This is a genomic window from Caulobacter sp. GW821-FHT12D05, from assembly GCF_058807295.1.
Genome location: NZ_JBXAQO010000001.1, coordinates 1,326,211 through 1,348,973, shown reverse-complemented (window position 1 = coordinate 1,348,973; position 22,763 = coordinate 1,326,211). Strand labels below are relative to the sequence as shown.

The 22,763-nt window shown below is 68.0% G+C and carries 13 protein-coding genes; 8 read left to right on the top strand and 5 right to left on the bottom strand.

Features of this window, described 5'->3' with window-relative positions:
• Nucleotide 1 precedes the first annotated feature (1 nt).
• Nucleotides 2–1,012 (bottom strand): efflux RND transporter periplasmic adaptor subunit, encoded by a 1,011-nt coding sequence (locus tag AC1RRR_RS05810; protein ID WP_492811272.1) that lies wholly within the window; start codon nt 1,010–1,012, stop codon nt 2–4.
• A 239-nt stretch (nt 1,013–1,251) separates the two neighbouring features.
• Here AC1RRR_RS05810 and AC1RRR_RS05805 point away from each other — a divergent pair, with 239 nt between their 5' ends.
• Nucleotides 1,252–2,835, top strand: coding sequence for a rhamnogalacturonidase (locus AC1RRR_RS05805; RefSeq protein ID WP_492811271.1), 1,584 nt, complete (start codon nt 1,252–1,254; stop codon nt 2,833–2,835).
• Between the two features lie 13 nt (nt 2,836–2,848).
• Nucleotides 2,849–4,468, top strand: a complete 1,620-nt coding sequence (locus AC1RRR_RS05800) for a glycoside hydrolase family 43 protein (RefSeq protein ID WP_492811269.1) — start codon at nt 2,849–2,851, stop codon at nt 4,466–4,468.
• Here AC1RRR_RS05800 and AC1RRR_RS05795 read toward each other — a convergent pair.
• Complete coding sequence (locus tag AC1RRR_RS05795; RefSeq protein ID WP_492811267.1) at nt 4,449–5,858, bottom strand: glycoside hydrolase family 28 protein; 1,410 nt, start codon at nt 5,856–5,858, stop codon at nt 4,449–4,451. The genes AC1RRR_RS05800 and AC1RRR_RS05795 overlap by 20 nt on opposite strands.
• A 146-nt stretch (nt 5,859–6,004) precedes the next feature.
• On the opposite strand from AC1RRR_RS05795, the gene AC1RRR_RS05790 reads away from it, so the two are divergent.
• Together AC1RRR_RS05790 and AC1RRR_RS05785 are read left to right on the top strand one after the other, a co-directional pair.
• A complete protein-coding gene (locus tag AC1RRR_RS05790) occupies nt 6,005–9,064 on the top strand; it encodes a TonB-dependent receptor domain-containing protein (protein ID WP_492811265.1) in 3,060 nt (1,019 codons plus the stop codon).
• A 237-nt stretch (nt 9,065–9,301) separates the two neighbouring features.
• A complete protein-coding gene (locus tag AC1RRR_RS05785; RefSeq protein ID WP_492811263.1) occupies nt 9,302–11,395 on the top strand; it encodes a catalase in 2,094 nt (697 codons plus the stop codon).
• Between the two features lie 108 nt (nt 11,396–11,503).
• Here AC1RRR_RS05785 and AC1RRR_RS05780 read toward each other — a convergent pair whose 3' ends face one another.
• Nucleotides 11,504–12,118, bottom strand: coding sequence for a TetR/AcrR family transcriptional regulator (locus AC1RRR_RS05780; protein WP_492811261.1), 615 nt, complete (start codon nt 12,116–12,118; stop codon nt 11,504–11,506).
• Between the two features lie 75 nt (nt 12,119–12,193).
• On the opposite strand from AC1RRR_RS05780, the gene AC1RRR_RS05775 reads away from it, so the two are divergent.
• The 3 genes from AC1RRR_RS05775 (at nt 12,194) to AC1RRR_RS05765 (ending at nt 18,783) form a co-directional block, all read left to right on the top strand.
• Nucleotides 12,194–14,479 carry a TonB-dependent receptor gene (locus AC1RRR_RS05775; RefSeq protein WP_492811259.1) on the top strand — a complete coding sequence of 762 codons (2,286 nt, stop codon included), beginning with the start codon at nt 12,194–12,196 and terminating at the stop codon, nt 14,477–14,479.
• A gap of 11 nt (nt 14,480–14,490) precedes the next feature.
• On the top strand, nt 14,491–15,675 hold the full coding sequence (locus tag AC1RRR_RS05770) for a Ca2+-dependent phosphoinositide-specific phospholipase C (RefSeq protein ID WP_492811258.1): 1,185 nt from the start codon (nt 14,491–14,493) through the stop codon (nt 15,673–15,675).
• A 255-nt stretch (nt 15,676–15,930) separates the two neighbouring features.
• Nucleotides 15,931–18,783 (top strand): TonB-dependent receptor plug domain-containing protein, encoded by a 2,853-nt coding sequence (locus AC1RRR_RS05765; RefSeq protein ID WP_492811256.1) that lies wholly within the window; start codon nt 15,931–15,933, stop codon nt 18,781–18,783.
• Nucleotides 18,784–18,855: 72 nt separating this feature from the next.
• Here the strand turns inward: AC1RRR_RS05765 and AC1RRR_RS05760 are convergent, their stop codons facing one another.
• Nucleotides 18,856–20,160 (bottom strand): M20/M25/M40 family metallo-hydrolase, encoded by a 1,305-nt coding sequence (locus AC1RRR_RS05760; RefSeq protein ID WP_492811254.1) that lies wholly within the window; start codon nt 20,158–20,160, stop codon nt 18,856–18,858.
• 163 nt (nt 20,161–20,323) lie between these two features.
• Nucleotides 20,324–21,298 carry an MBL fold metallo-hydrolase gene (locus AC1RRR_RS05755; protein WP_492811252.1) on the bottom strand — a complete coding sequence of 325 codons (975 nt, stop codon included), beginning with the start codon at nt 21,296–21,298 and terminating at the stop codon, nt 20,324–20,326.
• Between the two features lie 313 nt (nt 21,299–21,611).
• Here AC1RRR_RS05755 and AC1RRR_RS05750 point away from each other — a divergent pair, with 313 nt between their 5' ends.
• Nucleotides 21,612–22,664 carry a hypothetical protein gene (locus AC1RRR_RS05750; RefSeq protein WP_492811250.1) on the top strand — a complete coding sequence of 351 codons (1,053 nt, stop codon included), beginning with the start codon at nt 21,612–21,614 and terminating at the stop codon, nt 22,662–22,664.
• Nucleotides 22,665–22,763: the final 99 nt, after the last annotated feature.

Genomic DNA, 22,763 nt, shown 5'->3' with positions numbered 1-22,763 from the left:
GCTATTTGGCTCCGAATTCCGTGCCGAACAGTTCGGCCGCGCCGGCGGAGACCACCTCGACGCCCGCGCTCAGGCCGCGCGCCAGTACGATGCGGTCGCCCTGATGGCTGGCCGCCTCGATGCGCCGCCGCTCGAAGGTCTGGGGCTTGGTGCGGACATAGACCCACTCGCCGCCGTGGATGTCGTTCAATAGGGCCGAGGCCGGAACGACCAGTCCGGTCTCGTCGCCTCGCACCGGCAGGGCGACGGCGACCCGTTCACCCAGCCGGAGACGACCGTCCGGATTGGCGAGGGCGTAGTAGAGATCGACGGCTCCGGCGGTCGGGCTGGCCGATGGCGGCCCGGCGACGGGGCGAGCGATCAGCGGCTGGTCGTCGCCCAGCGGCCGCACCTGAGCGGCGCCGGCGCGGTCCAGGCGGGCCAGATCGCCGGCGAACACCGAGACCTTCACCCAGAGGTTGGCGGCGTGCGTCGAGCCGGTGAGCCGGGGGCCCAGCAGCGCGCGCTGTTGGCGGGCGGCAGTCAGGTTCGCCCGGGCCGCGCCCATGACCGACTCGGCCTCGTCCTGAGCTCGCAGGCTGCCCGCGCCTTCGCGGACCAGCGCCTGGGCGCGGTCGAAGGCCTTGCGGGCGACGTCGGCCTCGGCGGTCAGGCGGCCGACCTCGCCATCGGCGCGAGCCTGGGCCGCGGCTAGGGCTCCGAGGTCCTGAGCGGTGGTGATCGGCAGGCCGCCGGCGAACGGCGCGGCCATGACCTCGCCATGGGTCACGCGGCTCTGGCGGGCCGAACCGCGCTCGACACGGGCGTACCGCAGTCCCAGCCGGGTCTCGGCCTGCGGCGTCAGTGTCAGGCGCATCAGCTCGGTCTCGTGGCCAATGGCCTCGACCTTCGCCGGTTTGGGGTTGGAGGCGGCGGGCTTGCCTTGGCCGCAGGCTGTCAGGGTCAGGCAGGCAGCGAGGACGGCCAGGGTCTCCGGCGCGCGGCGGAGGGCAGGGGGCGGTAGGGGCGCCAAGACACGGTCTCCTCGTTGGATGATCCGTGTCGTTGATGGCGGGCGCGCCCTTGGTTCCCGATGGCCGGAACTATACGATCCGCGAAGGTTGGTCCGAGAGCGTGAGCCGGAAGAAGCACGGCGTGGGCGCCAGCGCTGGCACCACCAATGCTACCGGTAACAAATTGTCGTTGACACCATTGCGCTCAGATTGCTTGTCTCGCGCCAGACCTGACAAAACGGGCGATGGGAGGGGTGCGATGACCATGGATCGACGAGGACTTATGCTGGGCGCTTTGGTGGGAGGCGCGGCGCTTGCTCCGCCCCATGTCGCCCGCGCTGCAACGCCGTCCGGCCCGGCGCGAGGCCCTACGCCGCACATCTTCAGCGTCCGTGATTTCGGCGCCGTCGGTGACGGGGCGACGATCGACTCGCCGGCCATCAACAAGGCGATCGACTACGTGGCGTCGCTGGGCGGCGGGACGGTGCATTTCCCGCCTGGGACCTACGCCTGCTACACCGTGCGCCTGAAGAGCAACATCACCCTGCATTTGGGCGAAGGGGCCGTGATCCTGGCCGCCGCGCCCAATGGCGTCGCGCCCAACGGCTATGACGATCCCGGTCCCGGCGCGGGGAACGCCTTCCAGGACTATGGTCACAGCCACTGGAACAACAGCCTGATCTTCGGCGAGGGGCTGCACGACGTGTCCATCGTCGGGACCGGCCTGATCTGGGGCAAGGGCCTGACCCGCGGCAACCGTTTCCCGGGCGATGCGCCTGACATCTCCGGCCCCGGCGTTGGCGACAAGGCCATCGCCCTGAAGAACTGCCGCAACGTGCTGCTGCGCGACTTCAAGGTCCTGCAGGGCGGGTGGTTCGCGCTGCTGGCTACCGGCGTCGACAACATGACGATCGATAACCTGATCGTCGACACCAACCGCGACGGGCTGGACATCGACTGCTGCCGCAACGTGCGGGTCACCAACTGCACGATCAATTCGCCTTGGGACGACGGCATCTGCCCCAAGAGCTCGTTCGCGCTGGGCTATGCGCGTCCGACCGAGAATCTGACGATCTCCGACTGCTTCCTGACCGGCAACTACGAGATGGGCTCGGTGATCGACGGGACCTGGAAGAAGATGCCGCCGGGCTTCCACGGCTATGGTCGGATCAAGCTAGGGACGGAGTCGAACGGTGGCTTCAAGAACGTCACCATCACCAACTGCGTGTTCGACCACTGCTACGGCATTGCGCTGGAGACGATGGACGGGGCGCTGACCGAAGACATCGCCATCAGCAACATCACCATGCGCGGCCTGGGCTTTCCGCCGCTGTTCCTGCGCCTGGGCAGCCGCATGCGCGGTCCCGCCGGCGCGGCGGTGGGCAAGCTGCGACGGATCACCATCCAGAACATCGTCAGCCACGGCGCCACGCCGCAGCCGTCGATCATCGCCGGCGTCGCGGGTCACCCGGTCGAGGACGTCAAGATCAGCGACGTCTACTTCCACTCGCTGGGTGGCGGTTCGGCCGAGCTGGCCAAGCGTCGACCGCCCGAGGCTGACAAGGCCTATCCCGACCCGGACATGTTCGGCGACCTGCCGGCCAGCGGCTTCTTCATCCGCCACGCCCGAAACATCGAGATGAGCAACGTGGAGATCATCACCGAGGCGGCAGACGCGCGTCCGGCCTTCTGGCTGAACGATGTCGAGGAGATCGATCTCTTCCGGCTGCGCCTGCCCAAGGGGCCGAGCTTCCTGCTCGACAACGTCACCGGCTTCCGGTCGTTCGGTAGTCGCTGGCTGCCCGATCGCCGGATCGACGAGACGACAACCCAATCGTTCTAGGCGGAGCCTTGTGATGCGCGTGATGGGACTCCTGGCGGCGACGGCCCTGGCCTTGGCCGGGCCGGCGCTGGCCGCGCCGAAAGCGCCGGCCGTCTATCGCAATCCGGTCCTGCCGGCCGACTATTCGGACCCTGACGTCATCCGCGTCGGCGACACCTACTACCTGGTGGCGTCCAGTTTCCACTTCTCGCCGGGCGTGCCGATCCTGACGTCCAAGGACCTGGTCCACTGGACGATCGCCGGCCACGTACTGCCTAAGCTGCCATTCGCGCCGGAGTATGACCTGCCCGGGCCGGCGCCGACCGACGATGCGGGCAAGCGCATGCCGCGCGATCAGCGCACCTCCGGCCAGCGCTATGCCGGCGGGGTGTGGGCGCCGTCGATTCGCCATCACGACGGCAAGTTCTACGTCTATTTCGCCACCCCCTATGAGGGGATCTTCATGTCGACCGCGACCAAGGGCGACGGGCCGTGGAGCGCGCCGGTGGCGGTGGTGGCCGGGCCGAACCTCGAGGACCCGTGCCCTTTCTGGGATGACGACGGCCAGGCCTATCTGGTCCACGGCAAGGTCGGCGCGGGCCCGCTGGTGCTGCACCGCATGGCCCCGGACGGCCAGTCGGTGCTCGACGAAGGCAAGGTGATTGTCGAGGACGCCAAGGCCTTGCCGGTGCTGGAGGGGCCCAAGCTCTATAAGCGCAACGGCTGGTACTACATCTTCGCGCCGATCGGCGGGGTCGATACCGGGCCCCAGGCGGTGATGCGCTCCCGGTCGATCTGGGGGCCCTATGAGCACCGCGAGGTGCTGGTCCCGGGCAACGGGCTGAAAGGGCCGCACCAGGGCGGCTGGGTCGAGACGCCCTCGGGCCAGGGCTGGTTCGTCCACTTCAATGGCGAAGGCGCCTATGGCCGCATCGTCCATCTTCAGCCCGTCGTCTGGAAGGACGACTGGCCGTTCATGGGCGAGCCGATCCCCGGCGCGGGCCCGGACGCGCAAGGCGGCCGGCCGGTTCTCCAGCACGCCATGCCCGACGTCGGCGGACGCTTCCCGGCCGTCTCGCCCCAGACCTCCGACGGCTTCTCGGACGCCAAGCTCGGGCCTCAGTGGGAGTGGAACCACAATCCCGACGACAGCCGCTGGAGCCTGACGGCGCGATCCGGCTTCCTGCGTCTGACGGGTGGGCCGGCGGTCAATCTGGTCAGCGCTCGCAACACCCTGACCCAGTCGCTGCAGAGCCGAGGCTCGGTGATCACCGCGCGCCTCGACGCCAAGGGGCTGGTCGAGGGGCAACGCGCGGGCCTGGCCATGTTCGGCGCGGGGATCGGGGCGATCGGCGCAATCCGCAGGGATGGCCAGACCCGCATCGTCTTCTCGCTCCGAGGCGTCGACACCCTGGGCCCAACCGTCCCGGCCGGCGCGATCGACTTGCGTGTGGCCGTAGCCGACCAGGCGGCGCACTACAGCTACAGCCACGACGGCGGAAAGACCTTCGTCGACATGGGCGGCGGGATCTTGCCGCGCTTCTCCTGGTGGAAGGGCGCGCGGCCGGCGCTGTTCAGCTACGGCCAGCCGGGGCAGACCAAGCCTGGTGTTGCCGACTTCGACTGGGTCGACGTCAAGTCAGTGGCGCGCTGAGCAGAGCCGGGGAGGGGACGCGTCGTCTGTTGACGATGACGCGCTCCAGCCGCAGCGCGTCGGCATGGGCGATGACACTGGCCTTGGTGACCCCATCGAAGCGGCAGTCGCTCAGCACGATCTCGCCTAGCGGCGCGTTGGGCAGGCCTTGCAGGTCGAGGACCTGGGCGGCGGCGTGGGCCCGCATCCGCTCGATCCGGACCTTGCGCAGCACCGGCGTGAAGCCGCCGCGCGCGCCTTCCTCGTAGTTGAAATCGCAGAGGATCGCCGCCCGCGCCACGCGTCCGACCGTGATGTCACGGCAGTAGATATCCTGGATGATCCCGCCGCGCATGGCGTTGTTCTTGAAGCGCAGGGCGTACCAGAGATCCTCGCTGTCCATGTGGCAGCGCTGGACGAAGACGTTGTCGACGCCGCCGGACACCTCGCTACCGATCACCACCCCGCCGTGGCCGTCCTTCATTACGCAGTCCTGGATCAGGATGTTGCGGGTCGGCTTGGCCAGGCGGCGACCGTCGGCGTTGCGGCCTGACTTGATGGCGATGCAGTCGTCGCCGCAGTCGAAGGTGCAGCGTTCGATTAGCATGCCGTCCACCGACTCCGGATCGCAGCCGTCAGTGTTGGGGCCGTGGCCGATGAACGTCACGTCACGGACGGTCACGTTGCGGCACAGCACTGGATGCAGCGTCCAGCAGGGGGCGTCGCGCAGGGTGACGCCCTCGACCAGGACGTTCGTGCAGTTCTGGAACTGCACCATCATCGGCCGCAGATAGTGACCGTCGCCAAAGACCCGCTCGGCGGCGGGAACACCGCGCTCGGCCATGTCGAACAGCGCCTGGCGGGCCTTGCGCTGGTCGGGCATGCCCGGGCGCCAGCCAAACTGCGCGCCACTGCTCCAAGACCACCAGGCCGGGCCCTGGCCGTCGAGCGTTCCGCTGCCGGTGATCGCCACGTCATGCTCGCCGTCGGCAAAGACCAGCGGGGCGTAGTTGATCAGCTCGACCCCTTCCCAGCGCGTGGCGACCATCGGATAGCGGGCGGGATCGGTGCTGAAGACCAGGGTGGCGCCTTGCATCAGGTGCAGCTCGACGCCGCTGCGCAGCCGGATCGCGCCGGTCGGCCATCGGCCGGGCGGTACGACCACCCGCCCGCCGCCGCCGGCCACGCAGTCCTGGATCGCTTTGGCGATGGCCGAGCTTGTCGCGTCGACATCGCCTTGGATCGCGCCAGCGTGCGTGATGTCCCATCGACGTGCGCCGAACGTCGGCGGACGAATCTCGCGCCGGATCGCCACGGCTGCGGCCCACGCGTCAGGAGCGGCGGTCGCCACGCCCGGAAGGGCGATGGCGCCTGCCAGCAAGCTTCGACGAGATAGCGTCAGGCGGGTCATAGCCAGGTCCTCGCAATCAGCCAGATTGATAGCCGGCTCAGATAGCCCCGGAATACCAATTTATGGACACCCATTGCATATGTCGGAATTTGAGGTACCGTTACCATAATGACCGCAAATGATAGCGGTACCTACGGGAGGGGACTATGAAGAACACTCACAAACAACGCCTGTTCATGGGCTGTGAAACGGCCATCGCGCTAGCGGCAGCCATGCTTGTGCCAGCGCTGGCACAAGCTCAAACCCAAGCGCCGGCGGCGGCGGAGAGCGACACCGTGACCGAGGTGGTCGTGACCGGCTCGCGCCTGTCGGCCCGGGGATTCAAGGCCCCGACGCCGGTGACCGTGATCGGCGCGGAAGAGATCGGTCTTTCGGGCACGCAGAACGTCGAGACGCTGCTGAACGACACGCCCCAGTTCCTGGGGTCGCAGAACAACGGGCCGACCGCCAACACCGTGCCGGGCGGGACCGCGACGCTGAACCTGCGCGGCTTCGGCGCCCAGCGTAACCTGGTGCTGGTCAATGGCCGGCGCTTCACGATCACCGGGCCGGACCAGACGACCGACATCAACACGATCCCCGCGGCGCTCATCAAGCGCGTCGAGACCGTCACCGGCGGCTCGTCGGCCGTCTATGGCTCGGATGCGATCACCGGCGTGGTCAACTTCATCATGAAGGACGACTTCCAGGGCGTGGAGCTGACCGGCGAGGCTCGCCAGGACACCCACACCAAGACCAAGACCTACACGGCCGACCTGACCTTCGGCGCGAACTTCGCCGACGATCGCGGCAATGTCGTCGTGGCGCTGAACTACCTGGATCGCGGCGGCTACACGCGCGGCGACCGCGGCGGCTGGGCCACGCCCAGCATGGCCGATGGCTGCGTTACGGCCGGCACCTGGAGCGCCACGCGTCCGGGCACGCCGCAGGCCATTGCGGCCGGCCAGACCTGCGTGTCGGCGGGAGGGCGGCCGGGCCTGATCTTCGGTGGCAGCGGCACCATTCCCAACGGCCGCTTCGTCACCGTCGGATCGCCCTCGAGCCCCGGCCTGACGGCCGCGCTCGCCGCAGCGGGGCTCGGCGGCATGGGCTCGCGCGGCTTCACCTTCGACAACGCGGGCAAGGTCGCCCGGCCGGCCGTTACGCCCGGCGACGACTACGATCTGGGTCCGGCGGCCTATCTGGTCATTCCCCAGCGCCGCTGGATGGCCAACCTGGCCGGTCACTACGACTTCAATTCGCACATGACGGGCTATGCCGAGGCCCACTACAGCAACAACCGCGTCTCCATGCAGCTGCCGCCCAGCGGCATCGGCGGCAACTTCCTGCTCAACACCAACAATCCCTATCTGACGCCCCAATTGCAGGACGTGCTGCGTCAGCTCGATCTGGCGGAAACCGGCACGGTTCGGGTCACCAACGGCACGTCCTCGCTGACCACCACGGCGGGCGATGGCCTGGCCGTCCTGAACGTCAACCGCCGCCTGCCCGACGTGGGCAATCGCCTCAACACCGCCGATCGCTCGGCCTTCCGCTCGGCGATCGGCCTGCGCGGCGACGTGGGCAGCGTTTCCGAGGGCTTCCTGCGCAATCTGCGGTACGACGCCTATTACACCTACACGCGCACCACCGACACGAGCATCTCCAGCGGGGCGGCTTCGCTCAGCAAGTTCCAGGCGGGCCTGCTGTCGGTGGGCGGCGCGGCGCCCGTGCTCAACATCTTCGGCGCCAACCTGTCGCCGCAGGGCGCGAGCTCGATCGCGGTGTCATCGACCAACTATACGGAGTCCTCGCAGCAGGTCCTGGCCGCCAGCCTGGCCGGTGAGCTGTTCGACACCTGGGCCGGCCCGATCGACTTCAGCACCGGCGCCGAATACCGCAAGGCCTCGGCGCGGTTCGTCCCCGACAGCTTCCTGGCCTCCGGCGACGTCTCCGGCTTCAACGCCGCCCTGCCGACCAAGGGCTCGGAGTCGGTGAAGGAAGTCTACGGCGAAGTCCGCGTGCCGCTGCTGAAGGACTCGCCCCTGGGCGAGCGCGCCAGCGTCAACGGCGCCTTCCGCTATTCCGACTACGACCTGGCCGGCGTCGGCGGCGTCTGGACCTATTCGGTGGGCGGCGAGTATGCGCCGATCTCCGACATCACCCTGCGCGGCCAGTTCCAGCACGCCATCCGCGCGCCGAACGTGGGCGAACTTTTCGGCGGCAACACCACCAGCGGCCCCTCGGCGGTCGATCCTTGCTCGAGCCGCCAGCCGACGGCCCAGCAGACGGCGGCGGTGCGGGCGATCTGCGTGGCCACCGGCGTGCCGACGGCCTCGGTCTTCACCCTGTCGGTGCAGCCCAACACCTTCATCAACCAGGTCTCGGGCGGCAACCCGAACGTTGGTCCCGAAGAGTCGGACACCACGACCTTCGGCCTAGTGCTGCAGCCGCGCTTCGCGCCCGGCCTGGCGCTCAGCGTCGACTACTTCAAGATCAACCTGGACGGCGCCATCGCGCCCCTGGGCGGCGGCATCGCGAACACCCTGAGCCTCTGCTACAACACCATCCAGGACGCCAATAGCGTGTTCTGTAAGGCGATCACCCGCGATCCCCTGACCGGCCAGATCGCCGCGCCGGGCTATGTCACCACCACCAATGGCAACACCGGCGGCCTGAAGACCTCGGGCGTCGACTTCGACGCCAGCTACCGCTTCAACCTGGCCTGGGGTCCGTTCGGCGAGAGCCGCTTCGATATCGGGACCAACTTCACCTACACCGATGAGTTCACCGCCACGCCCGTCCAGGCGCTGCCGGCGACCAAGAACTACTGCGTCGGTTCGTTCGGCCCGACCTGCGGCCAGCCGATCCCGGAATGGAAGGGCACGACGCGCATCACCTGGCGCTCGGGCCCGGCGACGCTCAGCCTGCGTCACCGCTACATCGGCGAAGTGACGGTCGACACCTACCTGCTGCCCAAGCGCCTCGGCGCGGCGTTCCCCGACAAGGCGACGCTGACCACGCCGGTGATCAAGGCGCAGAGCTACTTCGACCTGACCGGCGCCTATGACGTGACCAAGGACATCTCGGTCACCGCCGGCGTCCGCAACCTGTTCGACAAGAACCCGCCCATCGTCGGTTCGTCGGCGCCGTCGAACAACACGTTCTCGGCGACCTACGATGTCGAGGGCCGGGTGGTCTACGCCAGCGTGACCGCTCGGTTCTAGTCGGACCCCGGCTTGGCGGGAGGTCCTTCACCCCTGCCGCCAAGCTTGAACGACCTCCCCTACGGTCGGCGCGAAAGCGCCGGCCGTCTCTTTTTGGGCGCTAGGCCTCGCGAAGGTCCAGTTTCCGGCAGAGCGCTAACGACGGCAGTTGGATGCTGCGCAGGTTTAGTCACGGAACCGCCCCGGCCAGCACGGGTTTGGCCCTCGACCCGAACGTCGGGCTTCGAGGAGGCGACCATGGACGACGGCTTCATCACCGAGCGCGGCGAAGGCGACGAGACCCATCAGCGCGTGCCGGACGGCGGTCCGCACAGCCCTGAAGGTCATCTGACCACCAACCAGGGCATCCGGGTCTCCGACAACCAGAACCAGCTGAAGGCCGGAGCCCGCGGGCCGGTGCTGCTGGAAGACTTCGTCCTTCGCGAGAAGATCTTCCACTTCGACCACGAGCGGATCCCCGAGCGCATCGTCCACGCCCGCGGTTCGGCCGCCCACGGCTATTTCGAGGCCTATGAAGGCGCGGCGAAACTGTCGAAGGCCGACCTCTTCCAGCGCCCAGGCGAGAAGACCCCGGTCTTCGTGCGCTTCTCCACCGTGGCTGGCGGCGCGGGCAGCGTCGACACCCCCCGCGACGTGCGCGGCTTCGCGGTGAAGTTCTATACCCAGCAGGGCAACTGGGATCTCGTCGGCAACAACATTCCGGTGTTCTTCATCCAGGACGCCATGAAGTTCCCCGACCTGGTCCATTCGGTGAAGATGGAGGCCGATCGCGGCTACCCACAGGCCGCCAGCGCCCACGACACCTTCTGGGATTTCATCAGCCTGATGCCCGAGAGCACCCACATGATCATGTGGGCGATGAGCGATCGGACGATCCCGCGCTCCTTGCGCACCATGCAGGGCTTTGGCGTCCACACGTTCCGGCTGGTCGACGCCAAGGACAAGGTGACCTTCGTCAAGTTCCACTGGAAGCCCAAGCAGGGCGTGGCCTCGACGATCTGGGACGAGGCGGTGAAGATCGCCGGCGCCGATCCCGACTTCCAGCGCCGCGACCTCTTCGAGGCCATCCAGCGCGGCGACTTCCCCGAATGGGAGCTGGGCGTCCAGGCCTTCGACCAGGCCTTCGCCGACAGCCTGCCGTTCGACGTGCTGGACCCGACCAAGATCATTCCGGAAGAGGTGCTGGCGGTGCAGCCGATCGGACGGATGGTGCTGGATCGCTATCCGGACAACTTCTTCGCCGAAACCGAGCAGGTCGCCTTCTGCCCGGGCAACATCGTGCCCGGCGTTGACTTCACCGAGGACCCGCTGCTGCAGGGGCGGCTGTTTTCGTATCTCGATACCCAGAAGAGCCGTCTGGGCACGGCCAACTTCCATCAGATCCCGGTCAACGCCCCCAAGTGCCCGTTGATGAACTTCCAGCGCGACGGCATGATGCAGATGCTGCAACCCAAGGGCCGCGCCAACTACGAACCCAACAGCCTCGCCGAGACAGCGGGAGAGGAGGGCGGTCCGCGCGAATGTCCGGTCACCGGCTTCCGCACCACCAGCGTCGGCGCCGACCTGGGCGCGGAGAAGCTGCGGGTCCGCCCGGAGAGCTTCGCCGACCACTACAGCCAGGCGCGGCTGTTCTTCCGTTCGCTGGATCCGGCCGAGCAGGCGCATCTGGCCTCGGCCCTGGTGTTCGAACTCTCCAAGGTCGGCATCGAGGCGGTGCGGACACGGATGCTGTCCAACCTCGTCAATGTCGATCCCGACCTCGCCAAGCGCGTCGGCGCGGGCTTGAACATGCCTGTGCCCAAGGCCTCGAAGGCGGCGGTTCCGGTCCAGGACCTGGCGCTGTCGCCAGCCCTCCGGATCATCAACGGACCGTTGGAGCCCGCCGACATCAAGGGCCACGTCATTGGGGTTTTGGTGGCCGACGGCTCGGACGCCAAGGCGGTCGACAAGCTGAAGGCGGCGATCAAAAAGGCCGGGGCCGTGGCCAAGGTCATCGCGCCGAAGATCGGCGGAGCCAAAGGCGCGGACGGGACCCTGATCCCGGCCGATGGCCAGCTGGCCGGGACGCCGTCGGTGACGGTGGACGCCATCGCGCTGGTGCTGTCCGAGGAGGGCTGCGCGGCCCTGCTCAAGGAAGTCGCCGCCGTCCAATTCGTCATGGACGCTTTCGGTCACCTGAAAGCCATCGGCGCTAGCGACGCCGCCCAGCCCTTGCTCGACAAGGCCGGCGTTGAGCCGGACGAGGGCGTCACCGACCTGGGCGGTGACTTCATCGCGGCGGCGGCCAAGCGGTTCTGGGATCGCGAGCCGAAGGTGCGAACCTTGGCCTAGTCCTGGCGGGCGCCACGCTCAAGCTCTGTGGAGATCCGCGTCCGGATCGTTCGGGGCGCCCGACAAGACTGCTTTCGACCCGAGAGGCGTTAGCTCTGGCCTCGGCTGCTAGACGGCCGGGCGCATGCGCAGCACGTCTTCGCAAAGGGCTTTGACCTCGGCTTCGGACATCGTCCGGCCCATCAGCGCCACGCGCCAGAACACCGCGCCCAGCAAGGCGTCGATCGCCCGGTGGATGGCGTCGTCGGGGGTGTCCTGGCCCCAGGCTGTACGCAGGGCGACGGCGAACTTGGGCCGATCTTCATCGACGATCCGGTCCAGGGCGTCGGCCAGCTCCGGCTCGGCGGCGCGAGCCTGGGACAGGGCCAGCAGCGCCCGGCGGCCCGGACCCGACAGGAAGATCACCAGACCCGCCACCCAGTCGACCAGGCTCTCCAGCGGCTCGCCCATGCGCACGGGGCGGGCGCGCACCGTGTCCTCGATGAAGCCCTGCAGGGCCTCCAGCACCATCGGCTGCTTGCCGGGCCAGCGGCGGTAGAGGGCGGGTTTCGAGCAACCGGCGCGGCGCGCCACCTCGTCCATGGTCAGTCGGTCATAGCCGACCTCGCCCAGCGCCTCCCAGACGGCCAGGCGGACGGCGCGCTCGACCTGGGGATCGCGCGGCCGACCCCGGCCACGCGGCGCTTCGGAAACCGTCGTCTCGTCTTGTCTTGAAACCGCCATCAACGCTTCACCGGATTGAAGATTATTATCGTTACGTCACCGTTACGTATTTAGCGTCAAGGCGGACGGTAGGCTATGAAAATCATCAAGACACGAAGCGGACGCAACACCCTGACCGCATCGGTCTCGCTGGCGGCCCTGGGCCTGGCCTGCGCGGCTCACGCTCAGACCGTTGCTGATCCTAAGGCAAGCGAGATCGAGGAGATCGTCGTCACCGCCCAGTTCCGCGAGCAGGCCGCCAAGGACGTGCCGCTGTCGCTGAAGGCCTTCTCGGGTGAGACCCTGGAGCGCTTCGACCTGCGCTCGTGGGAGGACGTGGCCAGCCTGACGCCGGGCGTCTTGATCCAGCAGCAGAACGACAGCTCGCCCAGCTATGTGATCCGCGGCATCGAGGCCCCGACCGCCGACGCGGCGTCGGAGCCGGGCATCTCGATCTTCGTCAACGGCGTCGACTCCAGCCGCACCAAGGGTTCGCTCAGCGAGCTCTACGACATCGACCGCGTCGAGATCGCACGCGGCCCGCAGAGCACGCTCTATGGACGCGGCGCGGCGGTCGGCGCGTTCTCGATCCGCACCCGCATGGCCGATCTCGACAAGGCCTCGGTCCAGTTCGAGGGCCAGGCCGGCAACTACAAGGCCTATAGCGCCACGGCGATCGTCAACGCGCCGATCGTCGAGGATAAGCTGGCCGCGCGCCTGGCCGTGCGCCGCCGCGAGCGCGAAGGCTACATGGAGAACCTGGCCGATCCGGGCCACAAGCTGAACGACGACGACCTGTGGGCCGCGCGCCTGTCGCTGCGCTGGCGTCCGATCAACGACCTGACCTTCGACCTGGTGGCCGGCTATCAGCGCGACCAGGACGGCGACACGGTGGCCAAGGCCATCGCGCTGCCCTCGCCGGGCGGCGACACCAGCGCCTTCTCGACCGCGGCCCAGAACCCGATGGAGAACAAGTTCGACCGCGAGGTCAGTACGCTGACCCTGCTGGGCGAGTGGAAGCGCGGCGACTGGACGATCAACAGCATCACCGGTTGGCGCAAGATCGACTTCGACAACGGCTGGGACCCGGACGGCACCAGCTACAACTTCCTCTATGGTCGCGAGGACCAACGCGAGGAAAGCGACAGCCAGGAGCTGCGCTTCGCCTTCGACAATGGCGGCAAGCTGCGCGCCCAGTTCGGCGGCAGCTGGTTCCGCGACGTGGTGCATGACGGCCTGACCCTGGGCGCCAACGAGCAGTATCTGGTCGGCGGCTTCCCGGCCCGGCTGACGCCCGTCCCGGCCATCCCTGTCGGCGGCGGTGTCTTCCTGCCGGTGTCGACCCGCATCGACTCGCTGAAGAAGATCGCCAGCAAGCGCACCAGCACCGCCCTCTACGGCAATATCAGCCTGGACGTGACCGAGCGCCTGACCGTCGAGCTGGGCGTGCGCCAGGCCTGGGACGACGCCGACCTCGCCGCCGCCACTTCGGTGATGTCGCGCGACGGCCGCGCGCCGATCGCGGTGCCCAACGGCCTGCTCGGTAATTCGAAGGGCCAGACCTTCACCACCTCTGGCGACTTCTCGGCGTTCACCCCGCGCCTGGCGGTGGTCTACAAGCTGACCCCGGCGGTGAACCTCTACGGCTCGGTCGCCAAGGGCGTGCGCGGCGGCTATCCGCAGATCAACATCACCAACCCGACGCCGGCCACGGTGCTGGCCACGCCCTCGCCGGTGAAGGCCGAGACCATCTGGAGCTATGAGCTGGGGGCCAAGGGCCGCGCGCCGATCACCGGCGGCAGCTTCGACATCTCGGCCTTCTACTACGACTACACCAACTTCCAGACCCTCAGCCTCGACATCACCCAGGGCACGGTCAACGCCGGCGCCGCCAAGGCCTGGGGCGTGGAGGCCAGCTATGACCAGCGCCTGACCGACACCCTGCGGGTCTTCGCCGGCTACAACTTCCTGCACACTGAGTATCAGGACTTCCGGGATCGGGTCGGGGGCGTGGTCTACGACCTGTCGGGCAACCGCTTCCGCTTGGCGCCGGAGAACACCTTCTCGGTCGGCGCGGACTGGACCCAGCCGATCAGCGACAAGCTCTCGGCCTATCTGCGGGGCACATACGCCCACCGGTCGGCTTACTTCTTTAACAGCGACAACCTGCCCAGCGAGCAGCAGGAGGCCTTCGGTCTCTTGAACCTGCGCACCGGCCTGGAAGCCTCCGACGGCCGCTGGGCGGTCGAGGCCTATGGCACGAACCTGCTCGACAAGGACTGGGTTCGCGACATGGGCAACGCCGGCAAGAGCTTCGGCGTCCCCACCGCCATCCGCGCCGACCCGCGCTTCGTCGGCGTCCGCCTGACCGTCCGCCGCTAGGAGATTTGATCATGAAGACCCAAACCCTCGCCCTGCTGGCGGCCCTGGCCCTGGCGGTTCCCGCCGTCGCTCAGGACAAGCTCGACGCCCTGAAACTGAACCAGATCCAGGTGATCGGCACCCACAACAGCTATCACCTGCCGGCCGACCCTCGTGTCCTCGACTATGCCGCGCCGCAGGTGACGGCGGCCATCGAGGCGGTGCTGGCGCGCCTGACACCCGAGCAGCGAAAGGCCTACGAGTCGGAGTTCACCAACGGCTCCACGCCCGACATCCGCCGCACCCTGGCCTATGTCGAGCCGCCGCTGTCGACCCAGCTTTCGGCCGGGATCCGCTCGGTGGAGCTGGACCTGCACCACGACCCCGAAGGCGGCCGCTTCGCCGACCCGATGGCCTATCGCGTGCTGCGCCAGAAGGGCGAGACGGATCTCGCGCCGTTCTTGACCCAGGACATGGACAAGCCGGGCCTGAAGGTCCTGCACATGTCGGACATCGACGTGCGCAGCCAGTGCCCGACCTTCCGCCTGTGCCTGAAGGACCTGCGCCAGTGGTCGGACGCCAATTCAGGCCACACGCCCGTGTTCATGATCATCGAGCCCAAGGCCGGGGCCCTGCCGCTGCCGGGCGCGGTCAAGGTGCTGCCGTTCGACGCCGCCGCCTGGGACGAATTCGACCGCTCGATCCTGGAGATCATCGGCCGCGACAAGCTGATCACGCCCGACGACGTGCGCGGCGCGCATGCGACGCTGGAGGAGGCCGTGCTGGCCGGCGGCTGGCCCACCGTGGCCAAGGCGCGCGGCAAGTTCATCTTCCTGGTGCTCAGCCCGGCCGGCCAGCAGCAGTACCTGGCGGCCTATCTCGACGGCCATGCGGCGCTGAAGGGGAGGGCGGCGTTCATCGACTCCAAGCCGGGCGACGCCCACGCGGCCTTCATGCAGGAGGACAACGCCCTGGCCGACACCAAGGCCGTCACGGCCCTGGTCAAGAAGGGCTACATCGTCCGCTCGCGCTCGGACATCGACACCGAGGAGGCCCGCCGCAACGACACCGGCCGTCGCGACACGACCCTGGCCGCCGGCCCGCAGGTGGTCTCGACCGACTACTATCAGGCGCCGAACCTGTTCGGGAACGACTACCATGTCGCGCCCTTCAAGGGCGGCGCGCGCTGCAATCCGGTGACCGGCGGAGGCTGCTGACATCAGCGACGTTCGAGGGCGCCGCCTGCACACAATCGACGTTGTGCGGCGCCCGAAATGTTCAATCTCTAGGCGCGAAGCCATCTCGACGGCGACGACCCGACGCCTCCGCAATCTATGGCGGATTTGTGGCGTAACAGCGTTACTCTTGTAACGTTTGTATCGGGGAGTGGCTGAGTCATGTTGCAATTGGATATGTTGAAGAGCCTCCGGGGACGCCTTCTGACCGGCGTCGCCATCGCGGCGGGATCCGCCTTGAGCCTTGCGGCCAACCCGGCCGCCGCGGCCGAACAGGCCGAGATCCTCCAGCTGGCCCTCCAGGCGACCGGCGCGCCTGCCCCGCAACAGGGGGAGGTCAGCCAGGTCGAAGAGGTGGTCGTCACCGGCTCGCGCATCGTGCGCAACGGCAATGAAGCGCCGACTCCGACCACCGTGCTGTCGGCGGCGGACATCCAGGAGCGCAACCCGACCAACATCGCCGACTACATCACCCAGCTGCCCTCGATGGGCACGGGGAACACGCCGCGCACGACAACTTTGTTCGCGAATGCCACCGGTGGCGCCAACCAGCTGAGCGCCCGCGACCTGGGCGTCACCCGCACGCTGGTGCTGCTGGATGGCCGCCGCGTGGTCGGCTCGGGCATGTCTCCGGCCGTGGACGTCAACATGCTGCCGCAGAACCTGGTGCAGCGGGTCGATGTCGTGACGGGCGGCGCCTCGGCGGCCTATGGCTCGGACGCCGTCGCCGGCGTCGTCAACTTCATCCTCGACACCGGCTTCACCGGCCTCAAGGGCGGCGTCAACTACAGCAAGACCGGCCACGGCGACGGCGAGATCGTCTCGACCGACCTGGCCTATGGCCGCAAGTTCGCGAGCGGCCGTGGCCATGTCCTGCTGAGCGGGAACTACTACAAGGGCGATCGGATCGATTTCTACGACGATCCCCGCGACTGGTTCCAGCCGGGGCTGCGCCTGATGAACAACCCGAACTGGACGGCCACGAACGGCCAGCCCGGTCAGATCGTCCGCACGGACGCGGGTTACAACAGCACCCCAGGCGGCGTGGTCGCGTCCGGACCGCTGATGGGCATGGCCTTCGGTCCCGGCGGGACGATCCAGAACTTCGTCTTCGGTCCGATCCAGCAAGGCCAGGTGCAGGCCGGCGGCACTATTGAGTCCATGCCCATCCGCGGCGCCCTGCTGCCCGACGATGAGCACTGGAGCCTCTTTGGCCGCGCCAGCTTCGAGCTGACCGACAAGATCACCGCCACCTTCGAGGCCAGCTACGCCGGCAACGACACCGTCAACTGGTCGGCGGTCTATAACCGTCAGGGCGCCACCGCGATCACGATCAACAGGGCCAATCCGTTCCTGCCGATCGCGGCGCAACAGGCCATGGACCGGGCCGGCGTCACGACGTTCCAGATGAGCCGGCTCTTCTACGACATGATCAACACGCCGGGGACGCATATCGGCGAGGCCGGCTATTACCGGCGTCAGGACCGGATCCTGGCGGCGCTGGACGGCCGCTTCCTGGATAGCGGCCGGTGGCGGGCCTACTACCAGCACGGCCACAGCAAGGTCTGGTACACCCGCGACAACAACATCATCCTGGACCGCTTCAACCGGGCGATCGACGTCATCGCCAACCCCGCGACCGGGGGCGTGGCCGGCGTCGCCGCGGGCGCCGCGATCTGCCGCTCGACCCTGGCCAATCCCACCAACGGCTGCGTGCCGATGAACCTGTTTGGCGAGGGCTCGCTGGGCGCGGCGTCCATCGCCTGGGTCACGGGCGCGGCCGAGGGGCTGCGCACGCGGCAGGATCTGGACTTCAATCAGGACGTCTGGTCGATCGATGGCCAGTACAGCCCGTTCTCGACCTGGGCCGGGCCGGTCTCGATCGCCGCGGGCTTCGAGTATCGCAAGGAGACCTTCTCCTCGACGGCCGACGCCTATTCGCTGCAGTCGCTGTGGAACGTCGGCAACTACAAGGGCGGCAGCAACGGCTACAACGTCAAGGAAGTCTTCGGCGAAGCCCTGGTCCCGCTGCTGAAGGACACCGTCGTGGCCAAGAGCCTGGAGCTCAATGGCGCGATCCGTCGGACCGACTACTCGACCAGCGGCGCGGTGACGACGTGGAAGGCGGGGCTGACCTGGGACATCAATGACGACCTGCGCCTGCGCGGCACCCGCTCGCGCGATATCCGCGCGCCGAACCTGAACGACCTGTTCGCCCCCAGCAGCCAGTTCGTGAACGCCTATCTGGACCGGACCCAGACCGGCAGCCCGCAGGTGCCCAACATCACCCTGAGCGGCGGCAATCCGAACCTGAAGCCGGAAATCGCCGACACCTGGACCGCAGGCGGCGTCTATCAGCCCCACTGGGCGCCCGGCCTCAGCCTGTCGGTGGACTGGTACAAGATCGATATCGCCGACGCGATCACGGCGGTCGGCGCGCAGCAGATCATCGACATGTGCTACGGCTTCAACCGGCCGCAGAACCCCGCCGCCTGCGACTCCATCGTCAAGGCGCCGGGCGCGACCAACCTGGTCAACGCCACCATCTACACCAGCGGCATCAACGCCCAGACCGTCGCCGTCGAGGGGATCGACTACGAACTGGGCTACCGCACCACGCTGGACCGGTTCAGCAAGTCGCTGCCCGGGGCCGTCAACTTCCGCCTGCTGGTCTCCCAGCGGCTCAAGGACGAGACCATCCTGCCGGGCGACGTCGCGCCGCCGACCCTGGGCACCTTCGCGAGCTTGAAGTGGCGCGGGATGCTGACCACGACCTACGTCGTCGGCGCCAGCCGTACGACCCTGACCACCCGCTACCTGGGCAAGGGCAAGATCACCAACCAGCCCGAGACCAGCCGCACCGGCATTCCCGAGGCGTTCAACAAGGTGGACCCGGTCTGGTACGTCGAGCTGGCCGAGAACTACGACGTGACCATCGGCGGCCGACGGGTGACGCTGTTCGCAGCGGTGGAGAACCTGTTCGACCGCGATCCCGAACCGATCCCCAGCAGCGGCACCTCGTTCGGCACGAGCGCGCCCTACGACCTGCTGGGCCGCTCCTACCGAGCGGGGGCGCGCTTCAAATTCTAGGCAGTCGCTGAGGCAAAAAAGAACCCGCGCGGGTCAGCCTGCGCGGGTTCAATCTTATTCGGATCCAGGGACTTACTGGCGTCGCGGGGCGCGTCCGCCGAAGGTGACGATGCTGTCGTCGCCGCTGGACGACAGCGCCGACACGCCGATGAAGACGTCATCGACGATCACGTCCTTGAGCGTGGTCTCCGTCGCGCCGGCCGGGATATCCCGATGGTCGGTCCAGTCCTGCTTATCGTTGCGACGCCAGTGGACGCGGTAGCCCGCCGCGCCGGGTACGGCGGTCCAGGACACGGTCGTGTCGCTGCCCAGGGCGCCGCGCAGCAGCACCTCGTCGGGCGCGGCCGGTGCGGCCGCCAGGCGGGCGATAGTCCCGACATTGATCGCCGTCACCTTGGCCAGGTACGGGAAGTCCATCTTGTCGACCGTGTCACCATATTCGACGCCGCCGGCAGTGCGCAGGTCCTGGTGCTGCTGGTTGTAGTTCTCGATGCCTACCGAGAAGCGGACCGCGGGATAGCCCAGCTTGAGGAAGGGCTCGTGGTCGCCGCCGCGGCCGAAGCGGTCGGGCCGCCGGTCCACGAAGGCGTCCAGGCCGCCCGGGATGCCTTGCGCCACATGGTCGACGGCCTTGGCGAGGGCGCGGCTGGGGCCGTCGTCCTCGCCGCCGTTGCCGCGGCGCACCAGCTGTTCGGGGACGCCCTCGATCGCCCGGATGCCCTCGGAGAACACCCGCACTCGGTCAGCGACGCGCGCACCGTTCTGGCCGACCGTATTGCCGACGATGTCGTTGTTGAGCACGGCGGTGACCTTCCAGCCGCGCTCCTTCGCCGTCTCGGCCAGCAGGGTCCCGCCCAGTAGCCCCTGTTCCTCGCCCGACAGCGCCGCATAGACGATCGTGGCGTCGAATTTCTTGCCCGACAGCAGCCGCGCCGCTTCCAGCACCAGCGCCACGCCAGAGGCGTCGTCATTGGCGCCCGGCGCGTCGCTGGTGAAGTTCATGACATCGGTCACGCGGCTGTCGATGTGACCCTGCACGATCACCACGCGGTTGGGATCGCGGCCGGGCTGGACGGCCAGGACGTCGACCACGTTCACACCCTTGGGCGCACGGTCGTTGGTGAACACACGCTCGATGGTCGAGACCTGCAGACAGCCGCCACACTTCGCGCCGATCCGCTTCATTTCGTCGGCATACCAGCGCCGCGCCGCGCCGATCCCCCGCGTGGGATGATCGGGGTCGGACAGCGTATGCCGCGTCCCGAAACTCACCAGCTTGGTGACGTCGGCCTTGAGCCGGGCCGGGTCGGGCGCGGTCTGGGCGGAGACGACTGTGGGCAGCAACAATGCTGCCAGGACCATTGACGAGAAACGCACGACTTCCCCTTCGCTTTACATGAGCACAGTGATCTTAGGTCCAGATCGGCGATGCGCACACAGGTGATGATGTCTTGGCGCCTCGAAGCCAATGGCGCGTCCGGCTGCCAATCCGCCGCTCAGTCCGTGCCTTGAGTTCACGCAGTAAGATCGTGCTCTTCACCTAGAGCCCGTACCGGCGTCCTTCCTCCGCGATCACGAAGTTGAAGAAGCCGATCGTTTCCAGTTGCCGCTTGACCGCCTTGCGGCTCGAGCCTGGCGCCCCGGAAGGCTTGATGTGCGTGACCAGGATGGGCAGGGCGCGCATGCGGGCGTCGTCCTGCGTCAGGCCACGCAAGGTCTGCAGCTCGGTGTTCAGCCACATCGGGGTCAGGTGCCCATAGAGCCGGGCGTCCGGGACCGGGTCGGGATAGGAGACCTCGATCAACATGCCCCGCAGCCGCCCTTGCCGCACCAGCGGGGCCACGGCGCGCCAAAGATCCGCCAGGCTGCTGGCGTGCTCGACCGCGTCGGGTCCGGTGTCGCCCAGGCAGAGGAAGGCGTCTTCTCCGCTGCGGAGCAGGAAAGCGGTCGACGTCACGCCGCCGTGTGACAGCGGGTAGGCCGTGACGGTCATGCCGGTCTCGGGGATCGACGCAGGCTCGTCGCCCGGCTGCAGGTCCCTGTAGTGATACTTGGCGATACGCGGCGGCGGACCACGGTCGCCCATGTTGGGCCAGGTGATCCAGTTGAAATAGTGATCCGCCAGCGCCTGGTTCACCTGCGGCAGACCCATGATGGCCTTGGGCGTGTCGTCGGGAGACGCCAGCACCAGTCCCGCGACATGGTCCAGGTGAGCGTGGGTGATCAGATAGGCGGCGATCGAGTCCATCACCGGGCCGCGCGAGGTCTTGCCGGGATAGCTGCCCTTGCGCACCGCCCGGTCAAGGCCCGAGGCGAGCGTGCCGGCGTCGCACATGACGCCGGACCGGGCTCCGCGCGCGGTGATGTGATAGGCGCTGGTCGGCTCTTCCACGCCGCCCTTGACGCCCAGCGCCACCACCTCGAAGGCGGGCGGTGAAGGCGCGGCCGCCGACAGCAGGAGCAGCGCCGGAATCAGCGCCCAATTAAGCGCTCTGGGAAAGCCCCGACCTTGCATTGTTCAGCCCCCGGACAGATTCGCAGCTTGTCGCGCCAAGCCCGCGATGGCCAGGCGGAGGGAGGATGGGACGTCACGGCCCGTGCGTCTTTGGCGCGCCTGGCGCTGTCCGAAGCGGCAGGCCGAGCATCAGGCGCCCGGTCCGGCGTCACACTGAAGTAAGATTTTATTTCCCACCCGAGGCTCGCTTGACCGGCGTCCGCACGACGCCGTTGCATCCAACTGAAACAAGGGTTTCAACGTCCTGGTGATCCCGCCGCGACGTCGGACCCTCTGCGTAGTGTTGCGGGGCCGAGTTGGGGAATTTGCGATCATGTTGAACCTGTCCGTCTGGACACGCCGCGCTCTGGTGGCGACAGCCTTCGCGGGCATGACGGCGACCGCGGCCCTGGCGCAGGCGCCCGCTTCGCCGCCCAGCACGGCCGCGACCGCCGCGCCCATTCCGATCCGCGTTGTCGTCGTGACGGCCTATGCGCTGGAGGACAAGGCCTGGATGGCGCAGGCGCCCCAGACCCTGGACTTCCCCAATGGGGTCGCGCCGCTGGGCTATGACCCAGCGAAGGGCGTCCTGATCGTGCGGACCGGCGTGGGCACCAACCATGCGGCCATCACCACCTTCGCCCTGGCCACCGATCCGCGCTTCGACCTCTCGAAGGCCTATTGGGTGATCGCGGCCATCGCCGGGGTCAATCCGGACGAGGCCTCGCCGGGGTCGGCCGCGTGGATCGGCAATGTCATCGACGTCGACTTCGGCAAGTGGGTCGACCCGCGCGAGGCCCCGCCCGAGTGGGTGGGCGGCTATCCGCCGTTCCAGCCGCCGCGCGCCGACCGCCCCAACAGCGTCTACTATCCGCTCAACATCGGGCTGCGCGACTGGGCCTATGACCTGACGAAGGGCGTCCAGCTTCCGGACACCGAGGCCCTGAAGGCGGCGCGGGCGCGGTTCTCCAGCTATCCGAATGGCTCCAAGCCGCCGTTCGTGCTGACCGGCGACGAGATCTCCGGCCAGGCCTACTGGCACGGCGCGATGCTGACCAAGCGCTACGCCCAGCTGGCGACCGACTACAGCGGCGGCAAGAGCCGGTTCGTGATGACCGCCATGGAGGACACTGGCGTCGCCAACGCCCTGCGGCGGCTCACCACCGTGGGCAAGGCTGACTACAGCCGCCTGATCGTCTTACGCACGGCCAGCAACTATTCGCAGCAGGCCCCGGGGGAGGGGCCGGTCGACAGCATGAACCGTCCTTATGCCGGGGTCGGCGACGCCGCCGCCTACGCCGCCCACGTGGTGGCCGGCAAGGTCGTCGACGAGCTGTCGGGTCACTGGACCGTCTATCGCGACAAGATTCCCGGCGACGGGAAGTAGCGACCTGAAACGGCGGGCCGACCCCTTGCGGTCGGTCCAGCCGCGAGGACGCGCAAAGCGTCCCGACCCTGGGGGAAACCGTCAGAGACCCTGACCTCG